Source organism: Burkholderia cepacia (assembly GCF_029962485.1).
Taxonomy (GTDB): domain Bacteria; phylum Pseudomonadota; class Gammaproteobacteria; order Burkholderiales; family Burkholderiaceae; genus Burkholderia.
The window spans coordinates 2,272,786-2,294,347 of sequence record NZ_CP073637.1 but is presented as its reverse complement, the minus strand read 5'-3'; the positions used below and the strand labels follow the sequence as shown (position 1 = coordinate 2,294,347).

Annotated in this window: 20 protein-coding genes; 11 read left to right on the top strand and 9 right to left on the bottom strand. The window is 67.3% G+C overall.

Annotation, left to right across the window (positions count from 1 at the left end; all coding sequences use genetic code 11):
- Positions 1-7: 7 nt before the first annotated feature.
- On the top strand, positions 8-424 hold the full coding sequence (locus KEC55_RS10645) for a gamma-glutamylcyclotransferase family protein (RefSeq protein WP_282505449.1): 417 nt from the start codon (positions 8-10) through the stop codon (positions 422-424).
- A gap of 127 nt (positions 425-551) precedes the next feature.
- Here the strand turns inward: KEC55_RS10645 and aceB are convergent, their stop codons facing one another.
- Both aceB and KEC55_RS10635 read right to left on the bottom strand, forming a co-directional pair.
- Positions 552-2,144, bottom strand: a complete 1,593-nt coding sequence (aceB, locus tag KEC55_RS10640) for a malate synthase A (RefSeq protein ID WP_282505448.1) — start codon at positions 2,142-2,144, stop codon at positions 552-554.
- A 67-nt stretch (positions 2,145-2,211) separates the two neighbouring features.
- Positions 2,212-2,973, bottom strand: a complete 762-nt coding sequence (locus tag KEC55_RS10635) for a haloacid dehalogenase type II (RefSeq protein WP_282505446.1) — start codon at positions 2,971-2,973, stop codon at positions 2,212-2,214.
- Positions 2,974-3,126: 153 nt separating this feature from the next.
- Between KEC55_RS10635 and KEC55_RS10630 the strand changes: the two genes are divergently transcribed.
- Together KEC55_RS10630 and KEC55_RS10625 are read left to right on the top strand one after the other, a co-directional pair.
- Positions 3,127-4,032 (top strand): LysR family transcriptional regulator, encoded by a 906-nt coding sequence (locus KEC55_RS10630; protein WP_176047363.1) that lies wholly within the window; start codon positions 3,127-3,129, stop codon positions 4,030-4,032.
- Between the two features lie 159 nt (positions 4,033-4,191).
- On the top strand, positions 4,192-4,626 hold the full coding sequence (locus tag KEC55_RS10625) for a universal stress protein (protein ID WP_176047362.1): 435 nt from the start codon (positions 4,192-4,194) through the stop codon (positions 4,624-4,626).
- Positions 4,627-4,819: 193 nt separating this feature from the next.
- On the opposite strand, the gene aceA is transcribed toward KEC55_RS10625, so the two are convergent.
- From aceA to KEC55_RS10610, 3 genes are all read right to left on the bottom strand, one after another.
- The gene (gene aceA / locus KEC55_RS10620; RefSeq protein ID WP_124450638.1) at positions 4,820-6,127 is read right to left on the bottom strand and encodes an isocitrate lyase; all 1,308 of its coding nucleotides are present in this window, start codon (positions 6,125-6,127) and stop codon (positions 4,820-4,822) included.
- A 396-nt stretch (positions 6,128-6,523) separates the two neighbouring features.
- Complete coding sequence (locus tag KEC55_RS10615; protein ID WP_282505441.1) at positions 6,524-8,077, bottom strand: DEAD/DEAH box helicase; 1,554 nt, start codon at positions 8,075-8,077, stop codon at positions 6,524-6,526.
- A gap of 361 nt (positions 8,078-8,438) precedes the next feature.
- On the bottom strand, positions 8,439-8,708 hold the full coding sequence (locus KEC55_RS10610; protein ID WP_176047359.1) for an acyl-CoA-binding protein: 270 nt from the start codon (positions 8,706-8,708) through the stop codon (positions 8,439-8,441).
- A 147-nt stretch (positions 8,709-8,855) separates the two neighbouring features.
- Between KEC55_RS10610 and tsaB the strand changes: the two genes are divergently transcribed.
- From tsaB to KEC55_RS10590, 4 genes are read left to right on the top strand one after another with little or no spacing between them, the layout of a single operon-like run.
- Positions 8,856-9,623 carry a tRNA (adenosine(37)-N6)-threonylcarbamoyltransferase complex dimerization subunit type 1 TsaB gene (tsaB, locus tag KEC55_RS10605; RefSeq protein WP_282505439.1) on the top strand — a complete coding sequence of 256 codons (768 nt, stop codon included), beginning with the start codon at positions 8,856-8,858 and terminating at the stop codon, positions 9,621-9,623.
- Positions 9,620-10,120 carry a ribosomal protein S18-alanine N-acetyltransferase gene (gene rimI / locus KEC55_RS10600; RefSeq protein WP_282505438.1) on the top strand — a complete coding sequence of 167 codons (501 nt, stop codon included), beginning with the start codon at positions 9,620-9,622 and terminating at the stop codon, positions 10,118-10,120. Before tsaB ends, rimI begins: the two co-directional genes overlap by 4 nt.
- Complete coding sequence (locus tag KEC55_RS10595) at positions 10,107-11,105, top strand: uracil-DNA glycosylase (protein ID WP_282505437.1); 999 nt, start codon at positions 10,107-10,109, stop codon at positions 11,103-11,105. Before rimI ends, KEC55_RS10595 begins: the two co-directional genes overlap by 14 nt.
- Complete coding sequence (locus tag KEC55_RS10590) at positions 11,102-12,067, top strand: DUF1853 family protein (protein WP_282505435.1); 966 nt, start codon at positions 11,102-11,104, stop codon at positions 12,065-12,067. Before KEC55_RS10595 ends, KEC55_RS10590 begins: the two co-directional genes overlap by 4 nt.
- Positions 12,068-12,089: 22 nt before the next feature.
- Here KEC55_RS10590 and thiD read toward each other — a convergent pair whose 3' ends face one another.
- Positions 12,090-12,899 (bottom strand): bifunctional hydroxymethylpyrimidine kinase/phosphomethylpyrimidine kinase, encoded by an 810-nt coding sequence (gene thiD, locus KEC55_RS10585; RefSeq protein WP_282505434.1) that lies wholly within the window; start codon positions 12,897-12,899, stop codon positions 12,090-12,092.
- 58 nt (positions 12,900-12,957) lie between these two features.
- Entirely contained in the window at positions 12,958-14,265 is a 1,308-nt protein-coding gene (gene lplT, locus KEC55_RS10580) for a lysophospholipid transporter LplT (RefSeq protein ID WP_282505432.1), read from the bottom strand.
- 218 nt (positions 14,266-14,483) lie between these two features.
- Here lplT and alr point away from each other — a divergent pair, with 218 nt between their 5' ends.
- The 3 genes from alr to KEC55_RS10565 all read left to right on the top strand — a co-directional run bounded on the left by alr (position 14,484) and on the right by KEC55_RS10565 (position 17,355).
- Positions 14,484-15,554 (top strand): alanine racemase, encoded by a 1,071-nt coding sequence (gene alr / locus KEC55_RS10575; RefSeq protein ID WP_282505431.1) that lies wholly within the window; start codon positions 14,484-14,486, stop codon positions 15,552-15,554.
- An 11-nt stretch (positions 15,555-15,565) separates the two neighbouring features.
- Positions 15,566-16,942, top strand: a complete 1,377-nt coding sequence (gene radA, locus KEC55_RS10570) for a DNA repair protein RadA (protein WP_282505430.1) — start codon at positions 15,566-15,568, stop codon at positions 16,940-16,942.
- A 146-nt stretch (positions 16,943-17,088) separates the two neighbouring features.
- Entirely contained in the window at positions 17,089-17,355 is a 267-nt protein-coding gene (locus KEC55_RS10565; protein WP_282505428.1) for a DUF2866 domain-containing protein, read from the top strand.
- 161 nt (positions 17,356-17,516) lie between these two features.
- On the opposite strand, the gene KEC55_RS10560 is transcribed toward KEC55_RS10565, so the two are convergent.
- Positions 17,517-19,448 carry an ATP-binding cassette domain-containing protein gene (locus KEC55_RS10560; RefSeq protein WP_282505426.1) on the bottom strand — a complete coding sequence of 644 codons (1,932 nt, stop codon included), beginning with the start codon at positions 19,446-19,448 and terminating at the stop codon, positions 17,517-17,519.
- A 136-nt stretch (positions 19,449-19,584) separates the two neighbouring features.
- On the opposite strand from KEC55_RS10560, the gene KEC55_RS10555 reads away from it, so the two are divergent.
- On the top strand, positions 19,585-20,064 hold the full coding sequence (locus KEC55_RS10555) for a glutathione peroxidase (protein ID WP_175845253.1): 480 nt from the start codon (positions 19,585-19,587) through the stop codon (positions 20,062-20,064).
- A 33-nt stretch (positions 20,065-20,097) separates the two neighbouring features.
- Here KEC55_RS10555 and cls read toward each other — a convergent pair whose 3' ends face one another.
- A complete protein-coding gene (gene cls / locus KEC55_RS10550; protein ID WP_282505424.1) occupies positions 20,098-21,537 on the bottom strand; it encodes a cardiolipin synthase in 1,440 nt (479 codons plus the stop codon).
- Positions 21,538-21,562: the final 25 nt, after the last annotated feature.

Here is a 21,562-nt window from a genome sequence, read left to right as displayed (position 1 = left end):
AACCACGATGCGCTACGTATTCGTCTATGGCACCTTGCGAGCCGGACAGGCCAACGACATCGGCCATGCGGCCGCACGGCACGGCATCGCGGCACCGACGCTGCTGGGCGCTGCCGCGCTGCCGGGCGAGCTGTACGATTTCGGCACGTACCCGGGGATGATCGCCGGGCCGGCGACCGACAAGTCGCTGGTCTGGGGCGACGTCTACGAGGTCGACGAGCAGCTCGTCCCGGTGCTCGACGAGATCGAGCGCGTCTATCCGGGCGTCGACTCGCTCTTCAAGCCGGAAGAGGTGACGGTCGAGCTCGGTGGCCGGCAATACGTGTGCCTGTATTATCCGATCGCCGCGCATGCGGTCGCCGGGCGTCCGCGCATCGCGTCGGGCGACTGGGTTCAGCACCGGCGCGAGCAGGAAGCCGCCTGAGCGGGCCGGCGGCAGCCGGCTTCGCTGCAAAAGAAAAAGCGCCCCGCGGGACGCTTTTTTCATGCGGTCATCGCATGCGACGGGCGGCGGCGCGTGAGGCAGCCGCCCGTCGCTGCGTGCCGCGTCGTCAGATTTCCTCGTACAGCGGCAGCGTCAGGAATTCGGTGAAGCCTTCCGACGTCGACATCTGTTCGAAGATGGCCGCGGCGCGCTCGTACGGCTGCGTGTTGCCGCCGACGGAACGCTTCACGTTGTCGAGCTCGGCCTTCGTGTACTCGCGAACGAGTTCCGCCGTGACCTTGCGGCCGTCGTCGAGCACGCCCTTCGGCGAGCGGATCCACTGCCACACCTGCGAGCGGGAGATCTCGGCCGTGGCCGCGTCTTCCATCAGGTTGTGGATCGGCACGCAGCCGTTGCCGTCGAGCCACGCACCGAGGTAGTGGATGCCGACGTTGATGTTGTTGCGCAGGCCCGCTTCGGTAATCGGCGCTTCCGGCTGGAAGTCGAGCAGGTTCTTGCCTTCGACCTGCACGTCGTCGCGCTGCTTCGCGATCTGGTTCGGCTTGTCGCCGAGCACCTTGACGAACTCTTCCATCGCGATCGGCACGAGGCCCGGGTGCGCGACCCAGCCGCCGTCGTAGCCGTCGGTCGCGTCACGGGCCTTGTCCGAGCGCACGCCGCCCATCGCCTTTTCGTTCGCTTCCGGATCGTTCTTGATCGGAATCAGCGCAGCCATCCCGCCGATCGCCGGCGCGTTGCGCTTGTGGCAGGTCTTCAGCAGCAGCAGCGCGTACGCGCGCATGAACGGCACCGTCATCGTGATCTTCGAACGGTCGGCGAGACAGAAGTCGCGGTCGTTCTTGAACTTCTTGATCGCCGAGAAGATGTAGTCCCAGCGGCCGGCGTTCAGTCCCGAGCTGTGTTCGCGCAGCTCATACAGGATCTCGTCCATCTCGAACGCGGCAAGGATCGTCTCGATCAGCACCGTCGCGCGGATCGTGCCGCGCGGTACGCCAACCGCTTCCTGCGCGGCGACGAAGATGTCGTTCCACAGGCGCGCCTCGAGATGGCTTTCCATCTTCGGCAGGTAGAAGTACGGGCCCGAACCGCGCGCGATCAGCTCCTTCGCGTTGTGGAACAGGAACAGCGCGAAATCGAAGATGCCGCCGGACACGCGCTGGCCGTCGACCGTCACGTGCTTCTCGTCGAGGTGCCAGCCGCGCGGACGCACGATCAGCGTCGCGACCTTGTCGTTCAACTTGTACGACTTGCCGTTCTGCTCGAGCGAGATCGTGCGGCGCACCGCGTCCTTCAGGTTGATCTGGCCATCGATCTGGTTCGTCCAGCTCGGTGCATTCGAATCCTCGAAGTCCGTCATGTACGAATCGGCGCCCGAGTTCAGCGCGTTGATGATCATCTTGCGCTCGACGGGGCCCGTGATCTCGACACGGCGGCATTGCAGGTCGGCCGGCAGCGACGCGACCTTCCAGTCGCCTTCGCGGATCGACTTCGTCTCGGCCAGGAAGTCGGGGCGCTCGCCCGCGTCGAGGCGCTTCGTGCGCTCGACACGCGCCTGCAGCAGCGTCTGGCGGCGCGGTTCGAACGTGCGATGCAGCGCCGCGACGAGTTCCAGTGCTTCGGGCGTCAGGATCGCTTCGTAACCCGGCTTGATTTCGCCGGTGATCGTCATGCCTTGCGGCAGCGTGATCGGGGTGCTCATGAGTCTCATCTCCTTGGTCGGTCAGTTGCGGTTTCGGTGAAGGGGGAAGGCGGCAGCGCTGCGAACGTCATGCACCCGGGCTGGGGCGCGTGCGGTTTGCGGGCTTGCCGGACGGAGCCGGGGTGGCGAGGAATGCGAGCAGGTCGGCCATGCCGGTGCCCGTGCCGTCGGGCGGCGCGCCGAGTTCCTCGGCGGGCGCGCCCGTGCGGTTGAGCCAGAACGTCGTGTAGCCGAACCAGACGGCGCCGGCGACGTCCCAGGCGTTCGACGACACGAACACGATGCTGCGCGGGTTCGACGCGAACGCGGCGGTGCCGAGTGCGTAGGCGGCCGGACTCGGCTTGTACGCACGCACGGTGTCGGCCGACAGCACGCGATCGAACAGCCCGGACATGCCGGCGCTCTTGATCGCGATGTCGAGCATCTGCGGGGTGCCGTTCGACAGGATCCCGAGTGGCGGGCGCGGCTCGAGCGCGCGCAGCTTGCGCAGCGCGGGCACGGTGTCGGGATAGGTGGACAGGCACGCGTATTCGTCCATCAGCCGCTTCTCGGCCGCGCTGTTCAGCGCGAGCCCGAGCCGGCGCGCGGCGAACCGCAGCGCGTCGAGCGTGATGTCCCGGAACGGGCGATAGCGCGCGCCGGCCGGATCGGCGAGCGTGCGCAACTGCGAGTATTCGATTTGCTTGCGTCGCCACAGCTGCGACAACCGTTCCCCGTGTCCGGGAAACATTTGCTCCGCCGCGGCCAGGACCGCACGCACGTCGAACAACGTGCCGAATGCGTCGAAGAGGATTGCGTCGGGAGAGGAGAGTGTCGTTGTGGCCGACATAGCCTTGCACTCCAGTTTCAGAGGTCGGATCGATTCTATTCGTGATCGTATGGTCTAAAAAAGACGCTATTCATCACTTGATCTTTTACTTTCATATACCTAATCTTGACGGCTTAAGCGATTTGAAGGGCGGCCGTGCCGTCCTTGCGACTCATGGACCGGTTCAAACAGATCGAAACGTTCGCCGCGGTCGCGGCAAAAGGCAGCCTGTCGGCGGCCGCGCACGCGGAAGGCGTCGCGCCGGCGATCATCGGCCGCCGCCTCGACGCGCTCGAGGAGCGGCTCGGCGTGAAGCTGCTGGTGCGCACGACGCGCAAGCTCACGCTGACGTTCGAGGGCTCGGCGTTCCTCGAGGATTGCCAGCGGATCATCAACGACATGCAGAACGCGGAGGCGAGCGTGTCCGCCGGTGGCGTCAAGGCGAGCGGCCACCTGCGGATTTCCGCGCCGGCCGGCTTTGGCCGGCGGCACGTCGCGCCGCTCGTGCCCGAATTCAGCGTCGGGCATCCGGACGTGTCGGTCACGCTCGACCTGTCCGACCGGATGGTCGACCTCGTCAACGAGGGGTTCGATTGCGCGGTGCGGCTCGGCGAGTTGCCCGATTCGTCGCTCGTGTCGCTGAAGCTCGGCGAGAATCGCCGCGTATGTGTTGCGTCGCCCGCGTATCTGGCGCGGCGCGGCACGCCGGTCACGCTCGCGGAGCTGGCGCGGCACAACTGCCTCGCGCTTGCGGCGAACGCGAACCAGCAGCGCGGCTGGGCATTCCAGGAGGACGACAAGGTCGTGTCGATCCGCGTGAACGGCACGATGGAATGCTCGGACGGTGCGGTGTTGCACGAGTGGTGCCTCGAAGGCCATGGTCTTGCATGGCGCTCGTGGTGGGAGGTCGGCGACGACATCGCGGCCGGCCGGCTCGTCAGCGTGCTCGACGCGTTCGCCGCGCCGCCGATCGGCATTCACGCGGTGTTTCCGCAGCGCCGGCACCTGCCGTTGCGCGTGCGCCTGTTTCTCGATTACCTGAAGCACACGTACGAGCAGCCCGGCTATTGGGGCGAGTAGGCCACGCACGCCCGCGCGTTTCCGATATGAGGGCGAACCCGCTGCCGGTGCCGGTCGGGCGATTTCGCGCACTACAATCGTAGGAGGCATCTCCGATGCGTCGCGAACGGTCCGGACGGGATCGCGGCACGCGGCGTGCGATTGACGAAGGAGGGCGCGATGTTCCGGCACATCCTCGTTCCAACCGACGGTTCCGAACTGTCGCAGAAGGCGATCGACGGCGCGATCGACCTGGCACGCGCGGTCAGCGCGCGCGTGACGGCCTATGCGTGCCTGCCGCAGTACCCGTACTCGCCGTTTTCCGAAGTGATCATCGAGCCGCCCGCCGATTTCCGCGCGCGCAGCGAACGCGAGGCGCGCGCGCATCTCGACGAGGTCGAGGCGGCCGCGAGGGCGGCCGGCGTCGTCTGCGACACGTGGACGAGCGTCCATCCGTCGCCGTATCTCGGCATCATCGAGGCGGCCGAACGCGGCGGCTGCGACGTGATCTTCATGGCGTCCCACGGACGCCGCGGGCTCGGCAGCCTGCTGATCGGCAGCGAGACGCAGCGCGTGCTGACCCATACGAAAATTCCGGTGATCGTTTATCGGTAGGGCGGGCTGCTCGGGCAGCGTCGCAAAAAAGGGCGCGCCGGACGAAGCCGGCGCGCATCGTTGCAGGCGGCCCGCAGGCCGCGCGGCCGGTCGCGCGATCAGCATCGCGCGCCTGCCGTCTCCTCCCTGATTGTTGTCCGGTGGCCGGTGCCGCGCCGTGACGAGGCGAGCACCGGCGTGACGCTTGCGCGTGTTACGCGACTTTCTTGCCGTCGAAGAACTGTTCGTCTTCGGTCGAGCCGTGCAGTGCGGTCGTCGACGCTTCGCGCTCGACCGTCTGCGTCACCGCGTCGAAGTAGCCGGTGCCGACTTCACGCTGGTGCTTGACGGCCGTGAAGCCCTTGTCGGCTGCCGCGAACTCCGCCTGCTGCAGTTCGACGAACGCGCTCATCTGCGTGCGGGCATAGCCGTGCGCAAGGTTGAACATCGAGTAGTTCAGCGCATGGAAGCCGGCCAGCGTGATGAACTGGAACTTGTAGCCCATCGCGCCGAGTTCCTTCTGGAACTTCGCGATCGTCGCGTCGTCGAGGTTCTTCTTCCAGTTGAACGACGGCGAGCAGTTGTACGACAGCAGCTTGCCCGGGAACTGCTTGTGGATCGCTTCCGCGAACTTCTTCGCGTACTCGAGATCGGGCTTGCCCGTTTCGCACCAGATCAGGTCGGCGTACGGCGCATACGCGAGGCCGCGCGAGATCGCCTGCCCGAGGCCCGGCTTCGTGCGGAAGAAGCCTTCCACCGTGCGCTCGCCCGTCAGGAACGGCTTGTCGTTGTCGTCGACGTCGGACGTGATCAGGTCGGCCGCTTCCGCGTCGGTCCGCGCGACCAGCACGGTCGGCGTGCCCATCACGTCGGCCGCGAGGCGTGCGGCCGACAGCTTCGCGACGGCTTCGCGCGTCGGCACGAGCACCTTGCCGCCCATGTGGCCGCACTTCTTCACCGACGCGAGCTGGTCCTCGAAGTGGACGCCCGATGCGCCGGCCTCGATCATCGCCTTCATCAGTTCGAACGCGTTCAGCACGCCGCCGAAACCGGCTTCCGCGTCGGCGACGATCGGTGCGAAGAAGTCGACATAGCCTTCGTCGCCCGGGTTCTTGCCTTCCGACCACTGGATCTGGTCGGCGCGCGTCAGCGTGTTGTTGATGCGCTTCACGACGAGCGGCACCGAGTTCGCCGGGTACAGCGACTGGTCCGGGTACATTTCGCCCGCGACGTTCGCGTCGCCGGCCACTTGCCAGCCGGACAGGTAGATGGCCTTCAGGCCGGCCTTCACCTGCTGCATCGCCTGGTTGCCGGTCAGCGCGCCGAGTGCGTTGACGAACGGCTCGTGGTTGATGAGGCTCCACAGCTTTTCCGCGCCGCGCTTGGCCAGCGTGTGCTCGATCGGGACCGAGCCGCGCAGGCGGACCACGTCCTCAGCCGAATAGCCGCGTTTGATGCCTTTCCAGCGCGGGTCGGTTTCCCATTGCTTTTGCAGTTCCTGTGCCTGTTGCTGACGCGACATGATGAGCTCCTTGATGCGGTGTGTTGCCGAATGTGCCGAATCTGACGGGTGTGATGCCGTTCGCGAAGCGGGGTGCGGGGCATTCCGTTTCGCGAAGTCTTGTATAAGAGTCTAGGCAAATCGACAGGCACGAAACAGGGGGCTTTTCCGGGGATCGGGTAAATTTTTAAGTGTTTTAAATCAAGTGCTTGTATTTTTGATTTCGGGATAAGAAATGCATTTTCCCATCCCGCAATCACACGGGTTGTGCCGTGCAACATGATTTTTTACGACGCAAAAAAATTTTCCGCATCGTGAAATGTGGGGCGGGGCGAAAAAAAACCGGCGCAGGTGCGCCGGTTGGCTGGATGGGTGGGCCCATCCGTGGGGCGGCGGCGAAGCGCCGCCCGTGCGTGCTTACGACGCGGAGTTGCTGCGACGCGGGCCGCCGCTGCGCTGACCGTCGCGACGCGGGCCGCCGTCACGGCTGCCACTCGGCTTGCCGCTCCAGCCGCCGCCATTGCCGCCGCCGTAGCTGCGGCCGTTACCGTTGCCGTTGCCGCCATAACCGCCGCCCGGCTTGCCGCCGAAACGTCGACCACCGCCGTTACCGCCGCCCGGACGGCCGCGGCCGCCGTTGCCGCCGTTACGCGGGGGCGCCTTGCGCGGCTCGAAACCTTCGACCACGTTGACCGGCAGCGGCGAGCGCACGAAGCGCTCGATGCGCTTGAGCGCGCCTTGCTCGGCGTGGTGCACGAGGCTCACCGCCGTGCCCGAACGGCCTGCACGGCCGGTACGGCCGATACGGTGGACGTAGTCTTCCGCGAACTTCGGCAGGTCGTAGTTGAACACGTGCGTGATGCCCGGGATGTCGATGCCGCGTGCCGCGACGTCGGTGGCCACCAGCACGCGCACGCGGCGCTCGCGCAGCGCACGGATCGTGCGGTTACGCGCGCCTTGCGGCAGGTCGCCGTGCAGCGCAGCCGATTCGAAGCCTGCGTCGGCGAGACGGCCGGCGAGCTGGTCGGCGTCGATCTTGGTCGCCGTGAAGATGATCGCCTGGTCGAGCGCGTCGTCGCGCAGCAGGTGATCGAGCAGGCGATCCTTGTGGTCGCGGTCGTCGACGTAGTGCACGGTCTGCGCGATGTTGGCGCGCGACTCGAGGCGCTGCTGGATCTCGATGCGTTCCGGATCCTTCAGCAGGCGGCCCGTCAGCGAACCGATCTTGCCGTCGAGCGTGGCCGAGAACAGCATCGTCTGGCGCGACTCGGGCGTGGCGGCGACGATCGTTTCGATGTCTTCGATGAAGCCCATGTCCAGCATGCGGTCGGCTTCGTCGAGCACGAGCATCTTCAGTTCGGACAGGTCGATACGGCCGCGCTCGAGGTGATCGAGCAGACGGCCCGGCGTGGCGACCAGGATTTCCGGGTTCTTCGCGAGCAGCATCAGCTGCTGTCCGTAGGCGACGCCGCCGAGGATGCTGACCGTGCGCAGGCGCTTCAGGTGCTTGCCGTACGTCGATGCGGCCGTGGTGACCTGCATCGCGAGTTCACGGGTCGGCGTCAGCACGAGCAGGCCCGGGCGCGCGACGGGTTGCGGGCGGCGCGCACGGCGGTCGCCCTGGTTCGGTTCACGCGGCGCGCGCGGTTGCTGCGCCAGCGTCTTCTGGAGCTGCGCGAAACGTTCGATCGCGGGCAGCATGAATGCGGCGGTCTTGCCCGAACCGGTCGGGCTCGACACCAGCAGGTCGCGGCCGGCGATGCCGGCCGGAATCGCGCGCTGCTGGACCGGCGTCGGCTTCACATAGCCGGCGGCCTCCAGCGCGGAGACGATCTCCGGCGACAACCCGAGCGACGCGAAGCTCGGCTCGTCCGACGCCGGTTCGACCGCGGCCGGTACGGCGGCGTCGTCGAGACCGAGCGCCTGGTCGGCGATCGCGTTGAGCGGGCTGGAGTTGATGCTCGAAGTCATAACAATCCTTGAAACACAGTGGGTGAAACGTCGGCGCCAATCGCGCATACCCAAGTCGTCGGATTCAGCGAGCAAATCGGGAAACGGGTGCAATCCGCCGAACCGTCGGCGGATGAGGCATTAGAAGCTGTTTTGGGTGCGGCGCGCTTCAGGAGCGGGGCCGCCAGCCTGATAAGTGACGACCGCGAGGGTCGAAGCAGGAGGGGACAGGTTCTAAACCGGATTGGAGCTTAACGCTACGAGGCGTCTGGCCGGAACGGCATGCGAGCCGAGCGCGGGAGGTGACGCAGGCAGCATTATAAAGAAATTTGCTGCGCTGCGCCACTGATTTGATTGCCTATTGCGGCGGCGGTCGATCCGGTCAGGAAGCCGTGCCGTTTTTCAACGATTCGACGAGTTCGACGTACTGTTGCTTTGCCGCATCCGAGGACGTGCCCTTCAGCGCGTCCCACGCGTCGTACTTGTATTTGCCGACGATGTCGGTAAAGCCCGGCTTGTCGCCGTGTGCATCGCCGTCGGTTGCCTGCTTGAAGAGCGCGTACAGGCGCAGCAGGGTCAGGTTGCCCGGGCGTTCGGTCAGTTGCTTGACGTCGATCTGGGCCTGGTCGAATTGGGCGGTGAGTTCGCTCATCGGGTGTCTCCGTAAGGGTTTCAGGTCGGGCGATCTTAACAAGCGGACCGCCGCGCGGGGTCGAGCGATCCTTCCAAACCGCCGTCGGTGCCGCGCAAGCGCACGGATCGGTCCCGATCGCCCGTGGGAGCGGGGCGCCGCATTACAATGTCGGCCATGACGCAAACAGTGCTCCTCGCCATCGATACGTCGACCGAATACTGCTCGGTCGCGCTGCTGCGCTCGGCCCATGCCGATGACGCCGTTTCCTCCCCCCAAACCTGGGTCCGCCACGAACCGACGGGCGCCGTGTCGAGCACGCGCGTGCTGCCGGCGATCCAGGAACTCTTCGCCGAATCCGGGCTGACGCTCGCCGATTGCGACGCGATCGCGTTCGGCGCGGGCCCTGGCTCGTTCACGGGCCTGCGCACCGCGACGGGCATTACGCAGGGCCTCGCATTCGGCGGCGGGTTGCCGGTCGTGCCGATCGGCACGCTGCTCGCCTGCGCCGAGCACGCGCGGCTGCGCGCGCCCGGCACGACCCGCGTGCTGGCCGCGCTGGACGCGCGGATGGACGAAGCCTACTGGGCCGATTTCGAATGGGACGTCGATGCCGGCGACTGGCGCACGCTGCATCCGGCTTCGCTCGATGCGCCGGGCGCCGTCGGCGTGCCCGATGTGCCGTTCACACTCGCGGGCAATGCGGCCGCCGCGTTCGGCGCGCAGTTGCCGGCCGCGTCGCGTGCGGCCGTGATCGACAGCGACGCAATGCCGCATGCGCTGGCCGTCGCGCATGCCGCGCTGCGCGCGTTCCGCGCCGGGCGGACGGTGCCGGCCGATCAGGCCGCGCCTGAATACGTGCGCGACAAGGTCGCGCAAACGACCGCCGAGCGCGTCGCTGCACGGGCTGCGCAGACGGGCGGAGCGAAGGGATGACGGGTGTCTTGCTGAGCGACCGCTATCTGGCGCCGATGACGGACGCCGATCTCGACGAGGTCGTCGCGATCGAGCACGTCGCGTACGAATTTCCGTGGAGCCGCGGCAACTTCGAGGATTCGTTGCGCAACGGCTACCTGGGCGTGTGCCTGCGGCACGTGACGGGGTCGCTCGTCGGCTATTGCGTGCTGATGCCCGTGGTCGACGAGATGCACCTGCTGAACCTGTGCGTCGCGCCGCCTGCGCAGCATGCTGGCGCGGGCCTTGCGCTGCTGCGCGAGGCCGTGCGCATTTCGCGCGCGGAGCGGCTCGACGGCATGCTGCTCGAGGTACGGCCGTCCAATCCGCGCGCGATCCAGCTGTATGAGCGGTTCGGCTTCGTGACGATTGGCCGCCGCAAGAACTACTATCCGGCGAAGCATCGCAGCCGGGAGGACGCGATCGTGATGCGTCTGACGCTGAACAAGGACGAGGGGGACGCGCATGGCGTGGGCTGAAGCGGCGCTCGAGGAACTGGGCCTCGCGCAGATCTGGGTACGGCGCGGGCAGCGCGCGGATGAAGGCGCGGCAGCCGAAGCGCCCGTCGTGGCGCAAGCCGGCGCGGCGGACAGCGCCGCTGCCGGCGTGGACGATCGACAGGTGCGCCCGGCACGTAAGCCGGTGCAGGACGACAGGCCGGCGGCGGATGTGCGTGCCGCCGATGCTGCGCCGGCGCGCCGGGTTGTCGAGAGCGATCGCGCGCCCGCGCCGGTTGCCTCGGCCGACACGATGCCGCCGATGGACGATGCGCCGCCTGCCGGCGCCGACGATTTCGCGTGGTTCGACGCGGCGCCGCCGGGCGATCCCGTGCCCGTGCCGGCCGCCGAATCGCGCCCCGCCGGCACACCGGTTGCCGCGCTCGACTGGGATGCGCTGGCCGCGCGCGTGTCCGACTGCACGTTGTGCCGGCTGTGCGAGAAGCGGACCAACACCGTGTTCGGCGTCGGCGACCGCGAAGCCGACTGGATGCTGATCGGTGAAGCGCCGGGCGAAAACGAGGACAAGCAGGGCGAGCCGTTCGTCGGCCAGGCCGGCAAGCTGCTCGACAACATGCTGCAGTCGCTGTCGCTCAAGCGCGGCGACAACGTGTACATCGCGAACGTGATCAAGTGCCGCCCGCCCGGTAACCGCAACCCGGAGCCGGACGAGGTCGCGAGCTGTGAGCCTTATCTGCAGCGCCAGGTCGCGCTCGTGAAGCCGAAGCTGATCGTCGCGCTCGGCCGTTTCGCCGCGCAGACGCTGCTGAAGACGGACGCGAGCATCGCGTCGCTGCGCGGGCGCGTGCATGCGTACGAAGGCGTGCCGGTGATCGTCACCTATCATCCGGCGTACCTGTTGCGCAGCCTGCAGGACAAGTCGAAGGCGTGGGCCGACCTGTGCCTGGCGCGCGACACGTTCCAGCGCGCAGAGGGCGCCGACACGAGCGGGCCGGCCGGGCAATGACGACCGGCGCGGCGTACGCATTCGTCGATACGCTGCGCGACACCGCGGTGCGCGATCTGGGCTGGCTGCTGGCCAGCCCGAGCCTGCTGACCGCGGTGCCGGGCGCGCCGCTTGCGCGACCGTGGCCGGATGCGGCCGGACGGTCGGCCGTCGAGGCGTGGCTCGCCGCGCTCGATGCGCAGCCCGAGCCGCTGCATCGCGCGCTCGACGGGTTCCGGCCGACCCGGCTTGGCCGTTACGCGGAATGCCTGCTCGAATATTTCCTCACGCACGGCCCGTCGCTGCGGCTCGTCGCGGCCAATCTCCCGCTGCGCAGCAACGGCAGGACGCTCGGCGAAGTCGATTTCCTCGTCGATGCGCCGGACGGGCAGCGCCTGCACTGGGAGCTCGCGGTGAAGTGCTATCTATGCGCACCGGTGCACGACGGCGCGACGCTTGCCGACTTCGTCGGCCCCAATCTCGTCGACCGGTTCGACCGCAAGCGCAGCCGGCTGCTCGATCACCAGTTGCGGCTCGGTGAACACGACGGCTTTGCGCGGCTCGGCTATGGCGCGCCTGCCGACGCGCAGATGTTCATCAAGGGCTGGCTGTTCTATCCGCACGGCGCGCCGTTGCCGCCGGTGTCAGTCGAAATCACGTCGGATCATCCCCATGGATTCTGGCTGACGCACGCGCAGTGGCCGGCGTGGGCGGCCGCGCAGCGTGCCGGTGTTGCGTGGAGCGTGTTGCCGCGGCTGGCGTGGCTCGCGCCGCGGCGGGTTGCCGCCGACGCAGGCTTCGAACCCGAACCGCTGGCGGCTGCGCTGGAACTGCCGCCCGTGTTGACGACGCGCGAGGCGCCTGCGCTGATCGGCATCCATGAACAGGGCAGCGACGGCACGTGGCGCGAAAGGGCGCGCGGCTTCGTCGTGCCCGACGATTGGCCGGCGCGCGCGCAGGCGTTCGCCGCGCAGGATCACTGACGCCGCGTCAGCGGGTGGGTGCTTACCACCAGCGATGGAAGTGATGGACGGGGCCGACGCCGTGTCCGACGTCGAGGTGGCCGCTCGCGGCGATCGCGCCGGTCAGGTAGGTCTTGGCTTCGCGCACTGCGCTTTCGAGGTCGGGCTGCTGCGGCAGCAGGGCGGCGATCGCCGACGACAGCGTGCAGCCGGTGCCGTGCGTGTTGCTGACCGGCACGCGCGCACCGTCGAGCCGCACGGTGCGTGCCGCTTCGACGAGCCAGTCGGGGCTGGCGGACGCGTCGGGCAAGTGGCCGCCTTTCATCAGCACCGCGCGCGCGCCCGTCCGTAGCAACGCCTGGCCTTGCCGGACCATGTCGTCCTCGGTGTTGGCGGGTGCATCGTCCAGCAGCGCGGCCGCTTCGGGCAGGTTCGGCGTGACGACCGTCGCGAGCGGCAGCAGCGCGTCGCGCAGCGCCTCGACCGCGTCGGGCGCGAGCAGTGCGTGCGAGCTCTTCGAGATCATCACCGTGTCGAGCACGACGAAGCGCGGCGTGTAACGCCGCAGCGCGTCGGCCACCGCGTGGACGATCGCCGCGTTCGCGAGCATGCCGATCTTGACCGCATCGATGCGGATGTCGTCGAACACCGCGTCGAGCTGCGCGGTAACGAACGCGGCGTCCGGCGCATGCACGCCCGTCACGCCGCGCGTGTTCTGCGCGGTCAGCGCGGTGATCACGCTGGCGCCGTACGCGCCGAGCGCGGAAAAGGTCTTCAGGTCGGCCTGGATGCCTGCGCCGCCGCCCGAATCGGAGCCGGCGATCGTCAGGATGTTGGGTATCGGGTGCGTCATGAGGGCAACGCGCCGGTTCGAAGACCGGCGCCGGCGGACGGAAACGGAGAGTGTAGCGTCAGTGCCGCGATTCGCCGATCAGTGCGACCGAGTCGAACTTACGCTGGTTCGCCTGGTGGCGGCGCATCACGAGCCACATCGTCAGGCAGACGAACGTGCCGAACAGCACGATCACGACGCCGACCGGCACGTCGAGCCACACGAGCACCGCGTACAGGCACAGCATCACGAGCACCGACAGGTTCTCGTTGAAGTTCTGCACCGCGATCGAGTGGCCGGCCGACAGCAGCACGTGGCCGCGATGCTGCAGCAGCGCGTTCATCGGCACGACGAAGTAGCCTGACAGCGCGCCGACGCACATCAGGAAGATGTACGCGATGATCAGGTAGACAGGCATGCGCAGGTGGCCGAAGTGCACGGCCCAGTGCGGCGGGAACAGGTCGCGCGTGTAGAACGCCATCAGCATCACCGCGATACCCATGATGATGCCGACGGGCAGCACGGACAGCGACTTCTTCAGCGGGATGCGTGCGGCGGCGGCGATCGCACCGGCCGCGACGCCGACCGCGACCACGGCCTGCAGGATCGCGCCTTCCGACAGCGACATGCCGAGCGACACCTCGGCCCACTTCAGCACGATGAACTGCAGCGTCGCGCCGGCGCCCCAGAACAGCGTCGTGACGGCCAGCGAGATCTGGCCGAGCTTGTCACGCCACAGCACCATGAAGCAGTCGGCGAAATCCGTGAGGAGCTTGACCGGGCCGCGCTCCTGCTTCGGGTAGCGGGCGCCCGTATCGGGAATGCGCAGGTTGAACAGCGCGGCAATTACGTAGATCGCCATGATGATCGCCATCGCCGCTTCGGCGGGCGTGCTGATCCAGCTGGGCGTGTGCGCGATCACGTGCGATGCGATGTGCGGGCTGATCAGCGCGCCGCCGAGCACGGTGCCGAGGATGATCGAGCTGACGGTCGTGCCTTCGATCCAGCCGTTCGCGGCGACCAGCCGGTCAGCCGGCAGCAGCTCGGTGAGAATTCCGTATTTGGCGGGCGAGTAGGCCGCGGCACCGAAGCCGACGATCCCGTACGCGATCAGCGGATGGGCGCCGAACAGCATGATCATGCAACCGACCACCTTGATCGAGTTGGTGATGAACATCACGCGGCCCTTCGGGCGCGAATCCGCGAACGCACCGACATACGCCGCCAGCACCACGTACGACAACACGAAGAACAGCTTCAGCAGCGGTGTCATCCAGTTGGGGGCGTGGAGATCTTTCAGCAGGGCGATGGCGGCGATGAGGAGCGCATTGTCGGCCAGCGACGAGAAAAACTGCGCGGCCATGATGGTGTAAAAACCTTTTTTCATCTGATGCGATGCTTTCGTCGCTGCGGCAGGGCCGCGTAGGCCGCCTGGTATGCGATCGGCTTATTCCGTTCGAAATGGGTTGTGCGCACGGCTTTATAACATGAAAATACGCCAATTCGGACTAGCAAGATTCCCCGATCGTTCCGCAAATTGTCGGCTTCGGTGCTCAAAAGGCGCGGTAAGCTGATGATTCGCAAGCGTCTTTACGAAAATTTCCCATGCCGCGCCCGATCTCCGCCACCATCCACACCGCCGCTCTCGCGAACAATCTCTCCGTCGTCCGCCGATTTGCCGGCCCGTCCAAGGTCTGGGCGGTCGTCAAGGCCAACGCGTACGGCCACGGTCTCGCCCGGGCGTTTCCGGGCCTGCGCGGCACCGACGGCTTCGGCCTGCTCGACCTCGACGAGGCCGTGAAGCTGCGCGAGCTCGGCTGGGCCGGCCCGATCCTGCTGCTCGAAGGCTTCTTCCGTTCGACCGACATCGACGTCATCGACCGTTACAGCCTGACGACGACGGTCCACAACGACGAGCAGATGCGGATGCTGGAAACGGCGCGGCTGTCGAAGCCCGTCAACGTGCAGCTCAAGATGAACAGCGGGATGAACCGGCTCGGCTACGTGCCGGAAAAATACCGTGCGGCGTGGGAGCGCGCCCGCGCGTGCCCCGGCATCGGCCAGATCACGTTGATGACCCATTTTTCGGATGCAGACAACGAGCGTGGCGTCGCCGAGCAGCTCGCGACCTTCGAGCGCGGCGCGGAAAGCATCGCCGGCGCGCGCAGCCTTGCGAATTCGGCGGCCGTACTGTGGCATCCGGATACGCACTTCGACTGGGTGCGGCCGGGCATCGTGCTGTACGGCGCGTCGCCGTCCGGGCTGTCGGCCGATATCGCCGACACCGGGCTGAAGCCCGCGATGACGCTTGCGTCCGAGCTGATCGCCGTGCAGACGATCGCGAAGGGCCAGGCGATCGGCTATGGCTCGACGTTCTCCGCGCAGGCGCAGATGCGGATCGGCGTCGTCGCGTGCGGCTACGCGGACGGCTATCCGCGCGTCGCGCCCGAAGGCACGCCGGTGATCGTCGACGGCATCCGTACGCGGATTGTCGGCCGCGTGTCGATGGACATGATTACCGTCGACCTGACCCCGTGCCCGCAGGCCGGTGTCGGTGCGCGCGTCGAGCTGTGGGGCAACGCGCTGCCGATCGACGACGTCGCGCGCCATTGCGGGACGATCGGTTACGAGCTGATGTGCGCGGTCGCCGGCCGCGTGCCCGTGCGAGCGGAATAAGGGCGTCGCGCGTGGCCAAACAGAAAACCGTTTATGTCTGCAGCGAGTGCGGCGGACAGACCCCGAAGTGGCAGGGCCAGTGCCCGTCGTGCCAGGCGTGGAACACGCTGGTCGAATCGGTCGCCGAAGCGCCGGCTGCCCATCGTTTCCAGTCGCTCGCGAAGCGTGCGCCCGTGCAGCGTCTCGTCGACATCGAGGCGGCCGACGTGCCGCGCTTCTCGACCGGCATCGGTGAATTCGACCGCGTGCTGGGCGGCGGGCTGGTCCCGGGCGGCGTCGTGCTGATCGGCGGCGATCCGGGCATCGGCAAGTCGACGCTGCTGCTGCAGTCGCTTGCAGACATCGCGAGCGAGCGGCGCGCGCTCTATATCAGCGGCGAGGAATCGGCCGCGCAGATCGCGTTGCGCGCGCAACGGCTTGCGCTGCTCGACAGCGGTGCGCCGGCGGACGAACTGAAGCTGCTCGCCGAGATCCAGCTCGAGAAGATCCAGGCCGCGATCGATACGGAACGGCCGGATGTGGCCGTGATCGACTCGATCCAGACCGTCTATTCGGAAGCGCTCACATCGGCGCCGGGCTCGGTCGCGCAGGTGCGCGAATGCGCGGCGCAGCTCACGCGGATCGCGAAACAGTCGGGCACCGCGATCATCATGGTCGGGCACGTGACGAAGGAAGGCAATCTGGCCGGCCCGCGCGTGCTCGAGCACATCGTCGACACCGTGCTGTACTTCGAAGGCGACACGCATTCGTCGTTCCGGCTCGTGCGCGCGTTCAAGAACCGCTTCGGCGCGGTCAACGAACTCGGCGTGTTCGCAATGACGGAGCGCGGGCTGCGCGGCGTCGCGAATCCGTCCGCACTGTTCCTGTCGCAGCACGAGCAGGTCGTGCCCGGCTCATGCGTGCTCGTTACACAGGAGGGCACGCGGCCGCTGCTCGTCGAAGTCCAGGCGCTCGTCGACACCGCGCACGTGCCGAACCCGCGCCGGCTCGCAGTCGGCCTCGAACAGAACCGGCTCGCGATGCTGCTCGCGGTGCTGCACCGTCATGCGGGCATCGCGTGCTTCGACCAGGACGTGTTCCTCAACGCCGTGGGCGGCGTGAAGATCACCGAGCCGGCCGCCGACCTCGCGGTGCTGCTCGCGATCCATTCGTCGATGCGCAACAAGGCGCTGCCGAAGGGGCTGATCGTGTTCGGCGAAGTGGGGCTGGCAGGCGAGATCCGGCCGTCGCCGCGCGGGCAGGAGCGGCTGCGCGAGGCCGCGAAGCTCGGTTTCACGTCCGCGCTGATTCCGAAGGCGAATGCGCCGAAGCAGCCGATCGAAGGACTGAACGTGATGGCCGTCGATCGGCTCGAGCAGGCGATCGACCGTGTGCGCGATCTCGAGTGATCGGCCGTACAGGCACGCGGGCCGGGCCTGCCGGCGATCTGGCGCGTAATTCCCTGTAAAGAATATGTAGGCTTCTGTAACCCGCCGGACATTGCTTTTCCCTATCCTTTGCCGGATTGTCGAACCGCGCAATGCGAAGGGAACCTATGTTGAAATCGTATGGGGAAGCGCCGGGCGGACGCCTTTACAACCTGCGCGGCTGCCGCGTGTCGGAGCCGATTCGCCAGCCGTGGGGCGGCGGATGCCGGATCGTCGAATGGATCGACGACGACGGGCGCCTCGCGCGCAAGGTCGTGTCCGAGGACGTGACGGAAGCGGAAGTCGCTGACGCGATCCGGCAGCCGACCGAAGGGCGCCGGCACCTGATGGGCGACGACGAGCAGATGCCGCGCGATACGCTGCCGCGGCGCTGAGCCGGTGGTGCGGCGATTGGCCGAGCAGCGGCAATTCAATCAACAGGCCGGGCCAGTGTGCCCGGCCTTGTCGTATCCGGGCCCGGACAAGGCCCGGTGGGGTGTCGATCACCCGCGGCAGCCGGCGCGCCGTGCGCGCGTATCGGCCGCCGCGTTCAGCCTCAGCCGATCTGCTCGAGTTCTTCCTGCGCGGCGAGCCAGTCGGCCTCGACCGTCTCGAGGCGCGTGTTGATGTCGCCGAGCTTGCGGATCGCGTCGGTCAGCTCGGTCTTGCGCTCGGCTTCGTAGCTCGCCGGATCGGCGACGAACGCGTCGAGACGCGCCTTCTCCGTGTGCAGCGTCTCCATTTCCTTTTCGAGCTTCGTGATGCGCGTCTGCAGCGGCTTTTTCAGCACCGACAGACGTTGCCGTTCCTCGGCGGCCTGCCGCTTCTGATCCTTGCGGTTGGCCGCGGCGCCGGCGCCCGGCGAAGCCGCGCTGTCGGCCTTCGCGGCCGCGCGCTGCTCGGCCGCGTGCTGCAGCAGCCAGTCGCGGTAGTCGTCGAGGTCGCCGTCGAACGGTTGCAGCCGGTGCTTCGCGACCAGCATGAACTGATCGGTCGTCGCACGCAGCAGGTGGCGGTCGTGCGACACGAGGATCAGCGTGCCTTCGAACTGCGCGAGCGCCATCGTCAGCGCGTGGCGCGTTTCGAGGTCGAGGTGGTTCGTCGGTTCGTCGAGCAGGAGCAGGTTCGGCTTCTGCCAGATGATCAGCGCAAGCGCGAGGCGCGCTTTTTCGCCGCCCGAGAACGGGCCGACCGGGCTCGTCGCCATGTCGCCCGAGAAATTGAAGCCGCCGAGGAAGTCGCGCAGTTCCTGCTCGCGTGTATCGGGTGCGAGCCGCGCCAGATGCGCGAGCGGCGAATCGTCTTCACGCAGCGTTTCGAGCTGGTGCTGCGCGAAATAGCCGATCGTCAAACCCTTGCCGTCGCGGACGTGGCCCGACAGCGGCGCGAGCGTGCCGGCCAGCGTCTTGATCAGCGTCGACTTGCCCTGGCCGTTCGCGCCGAGCAGGCCGATGCGCTGGCCGTTCTGGATCGACAGCGCGACGCGCTCGACGATCGGGATTTCCGCGCCGCCGTCGGCGTGGTAGCCGCAGCGGACGTCTTCCATCACCATCATCGGGTTCGGCGCGGCGTCGGGCGTGCGGAATTCGAACGTGAACGGCGACGCGATGTGCGCGGGCGCGATCAGCTCCATCTTCTCGAGCGCCTTCATCCGGCTCTGCGCCTGCTTGGCCTTGGTCGCCTTGGCCTTGAAGCGGTCGACGAAGCTCTGCAGGTGCTCGATCGTCTTCTGCTGCTTTTCGTATGCGTTTTGCTGCAGCGCCAGTTGCTGCGCGCGCAGCACTTCGAACTGCGAGTAGTTGCCGCCGTAGCGCTTCACCTGGCGGTTTTCCAGGTGCAGCGTGACGTTACAGATCGAATCGAGGAATTCGCGGTCGTGCGAAATCACGACGAGGGTGCCGGGGTAGCGGTGCAGCCAATCCTCGAGCCAGACGATCGCGTCGAGGTCGAGGTGGTTCGTCGGTTCGTCGAGCAGCAGCAGGTCGGAACGGCACATCAGCGCCTGCGCGAGGTTCAGGCGCATGCGCCAGCCGCCGGAGAAGCTCGAGACGGATTCGCGCGTCTGCGCAAGCGTGAAGCCGAGGCCGAGCAGCAGCGCTTCGGCGCGGGCCGGCGCGGTGTAGCCGTCGGCGTCGGCGAACGCGGCGTGCGCGTCTGCTTCGGCGGCGCCGTCATGCGTGGCGGAAGCGGCGGCGATGCGCGCCTCGATCTCGCGCAGCGCGGCGTCGCCGTCGAGCGTGTAGTCGAGCGCCGAGCGGTCGACGGCGGGCGTTTCCTGCGACACATGGGCGATCCGCCACGACGGCGGCATCGAGAAATCGCCGGCGTCCGAGTGCAGCTCGCCACGCAGGACCGAGAACAGCGTCGACTTGCCGGCGCCGTTCGCGCCGATCAGGCCGGCTTTCTCGGCGGGATTGAGTACGAACGAGGTCGACTCGAACAGCGGCTTGGTGCCGCGCGCAAGGCTGAACTGATTGAAGCGGATCACGGCGGAAATGACTGGCCAAAACCGCTATTCTAGACTGCGAGCAGGTTGCGCCGGGCATTGGCCGCTCGACGGATGCCGCAACGGCGCAATTTCGCCTAGACTCCACGTCGATCCGGTTTCGTAAAAGGAGTGCCCGATGTCCACCCTGTATTCGTTCAGCGCAGAGACGCTCGCCGGCGCGCCGGCCCCGCTCGACGCGTATCGCGGCAAGGTGCTGCTGATCGTCAACACCGCGAGCGAGTGTGGCTTCACGCCGCAGTACGCGGGCCTGCAGAAGCTGTACGACCAGTACGCGGCGCGCGGCTTCTTCGTGCTCGGTTTCCCGTGCAACCAGTTCGGCAAGCAGGAGCCCGGCGACGCCGCGCAGATCGGCGCGTTCTGCGAGCGCAACTACGGCGTCACGTTCCCGATGTTCGCGAAGATCGACGTGAAGGGCGATCATGCGCATCCGCTGTACCGCTACCTGACCGACGAGGCGCCCGGCATTCTCGGCCTCAAGGCGATCAAGTGGAATTTCACGAAATTCCTGGTCGATCGCGACGGCCGCATCGTCAAGCGCTACGCGCCGTCGACCAAGCCCGACGAAATCGCCGCCGATATCGACAAGCTGCTGTGAGGGCGGTGGGCGGCGCACAAGCCGCCCTGGCCGTTACAGAATCGGCGCGAACAGCCGCGCGACGTGCATCGCGATGCGCCGCCACGCGGGCGATTGGCGGTATTCGTTCGCATCGACCTCGTACGCCTGCGCGAAGTCGGCATCGAGCATCGTCTCGACTTCGCTGGCGAACGCGCGGTCCACGGTCAGTACCATGATCTCGAAATTGAGCCGGAACGAGCGGTTGTCGAGATTCGCGCTGCCGATCGCCGCGGCGATGCCGTCGATCAGCACGACTTTCTGGTGCAGGAAGCCGGGCTGGTAACGGAACACCTTCACGCCCGCGTCGACGAGGTCGCGCGCGTACAGCTTCGACGCCTCGAACACCACGTAGTGATCGCGCCGGCTCGGGATCAGGATGCGCACGTCGACACCGCGCATCACCGCGAGCTTCAGCGCGGAGATCACCGCTTCGTCGGGGACGAGATACGGCGTGGTGATCCAGACCCGCTCGCGTGCGGCGTTGATCGCCTCGACGAAGAACAGCGAGCCGGTTTCCTGCTTGTCGGCCGGCCCCATCGGCACCGCGAGGCAATGCATGCCGTCGCCGGGCTGCGCGGGCGGCGGCAGCGCGATGGGCGGCAGCTTCTGCGTCGCCCAGTGCCAGTCTTCGGCGAACACGTACTGGATGCTCGCGACCACCGGGCCGCGAATTTCGATGTGCGTGTCACGCCACGGCGACAGGCGCGGTTTCGCGCCGAGATATTCGACGCCGACGTTGTGGCCGCCGACGAACGCACGATTGCCGTCGACTACGACGATCTTGCGATGGTTGCGGAAGTTCAGCTGGAAGCGGTTGACGAACTTACGGTTGGTCGCGAACGGATGGACCTCGACACCGCCGCGGCGCAGTGTGTCGACGTAGCTGTGCGGCAGGTCGAAGCTGCCGATGCTGTCGTACAGCAGGCAGCAGCGCACGCCGGCGGCCGCGCGCGCGAGCAGCGCGTCGCGCAGCATCTGGCCGAGCGCATCGTCACGCACGATGAAGAACTGGACGACCACGTAGTCGCGCGCGGCGTCGATTGCCGACAGGATCGCCGAGAATGTCGCGTCGCCGTTCACGAGCGTGCGCACCGAGTTGCCGCCGAGGAACGGCATGCCGCCGAGCCGTGTCAGCGCGAGCACGGCGGATTGGCCAAGCGCATCGGCAGCCGGGCCGTCGGTCGCGTCGGTGCTGAGCCACGGCGAGCGCGGTGTGTGCATGCGCAACATTTCCAGCTCGTGGCGCCGCGCGTCGACGTAGCCGGAGAACTTGCTGCGGCCGAGGAACAGGTACGGAACGAGCGTCAGGTACGGCATGGCCGCGAGCGAGACGGCCCACGCGATCGCGCCTTGCGACGTGCGCGTGTTCATGATCGCGTGGCACGCCGCGACGATCCCGAGCACGTGGATGGTCAGGATCAGGGTGCCGAGATGTAACCAGTCGAGGGTCATGGGCGCGTGACGGACTCCTGAAGTC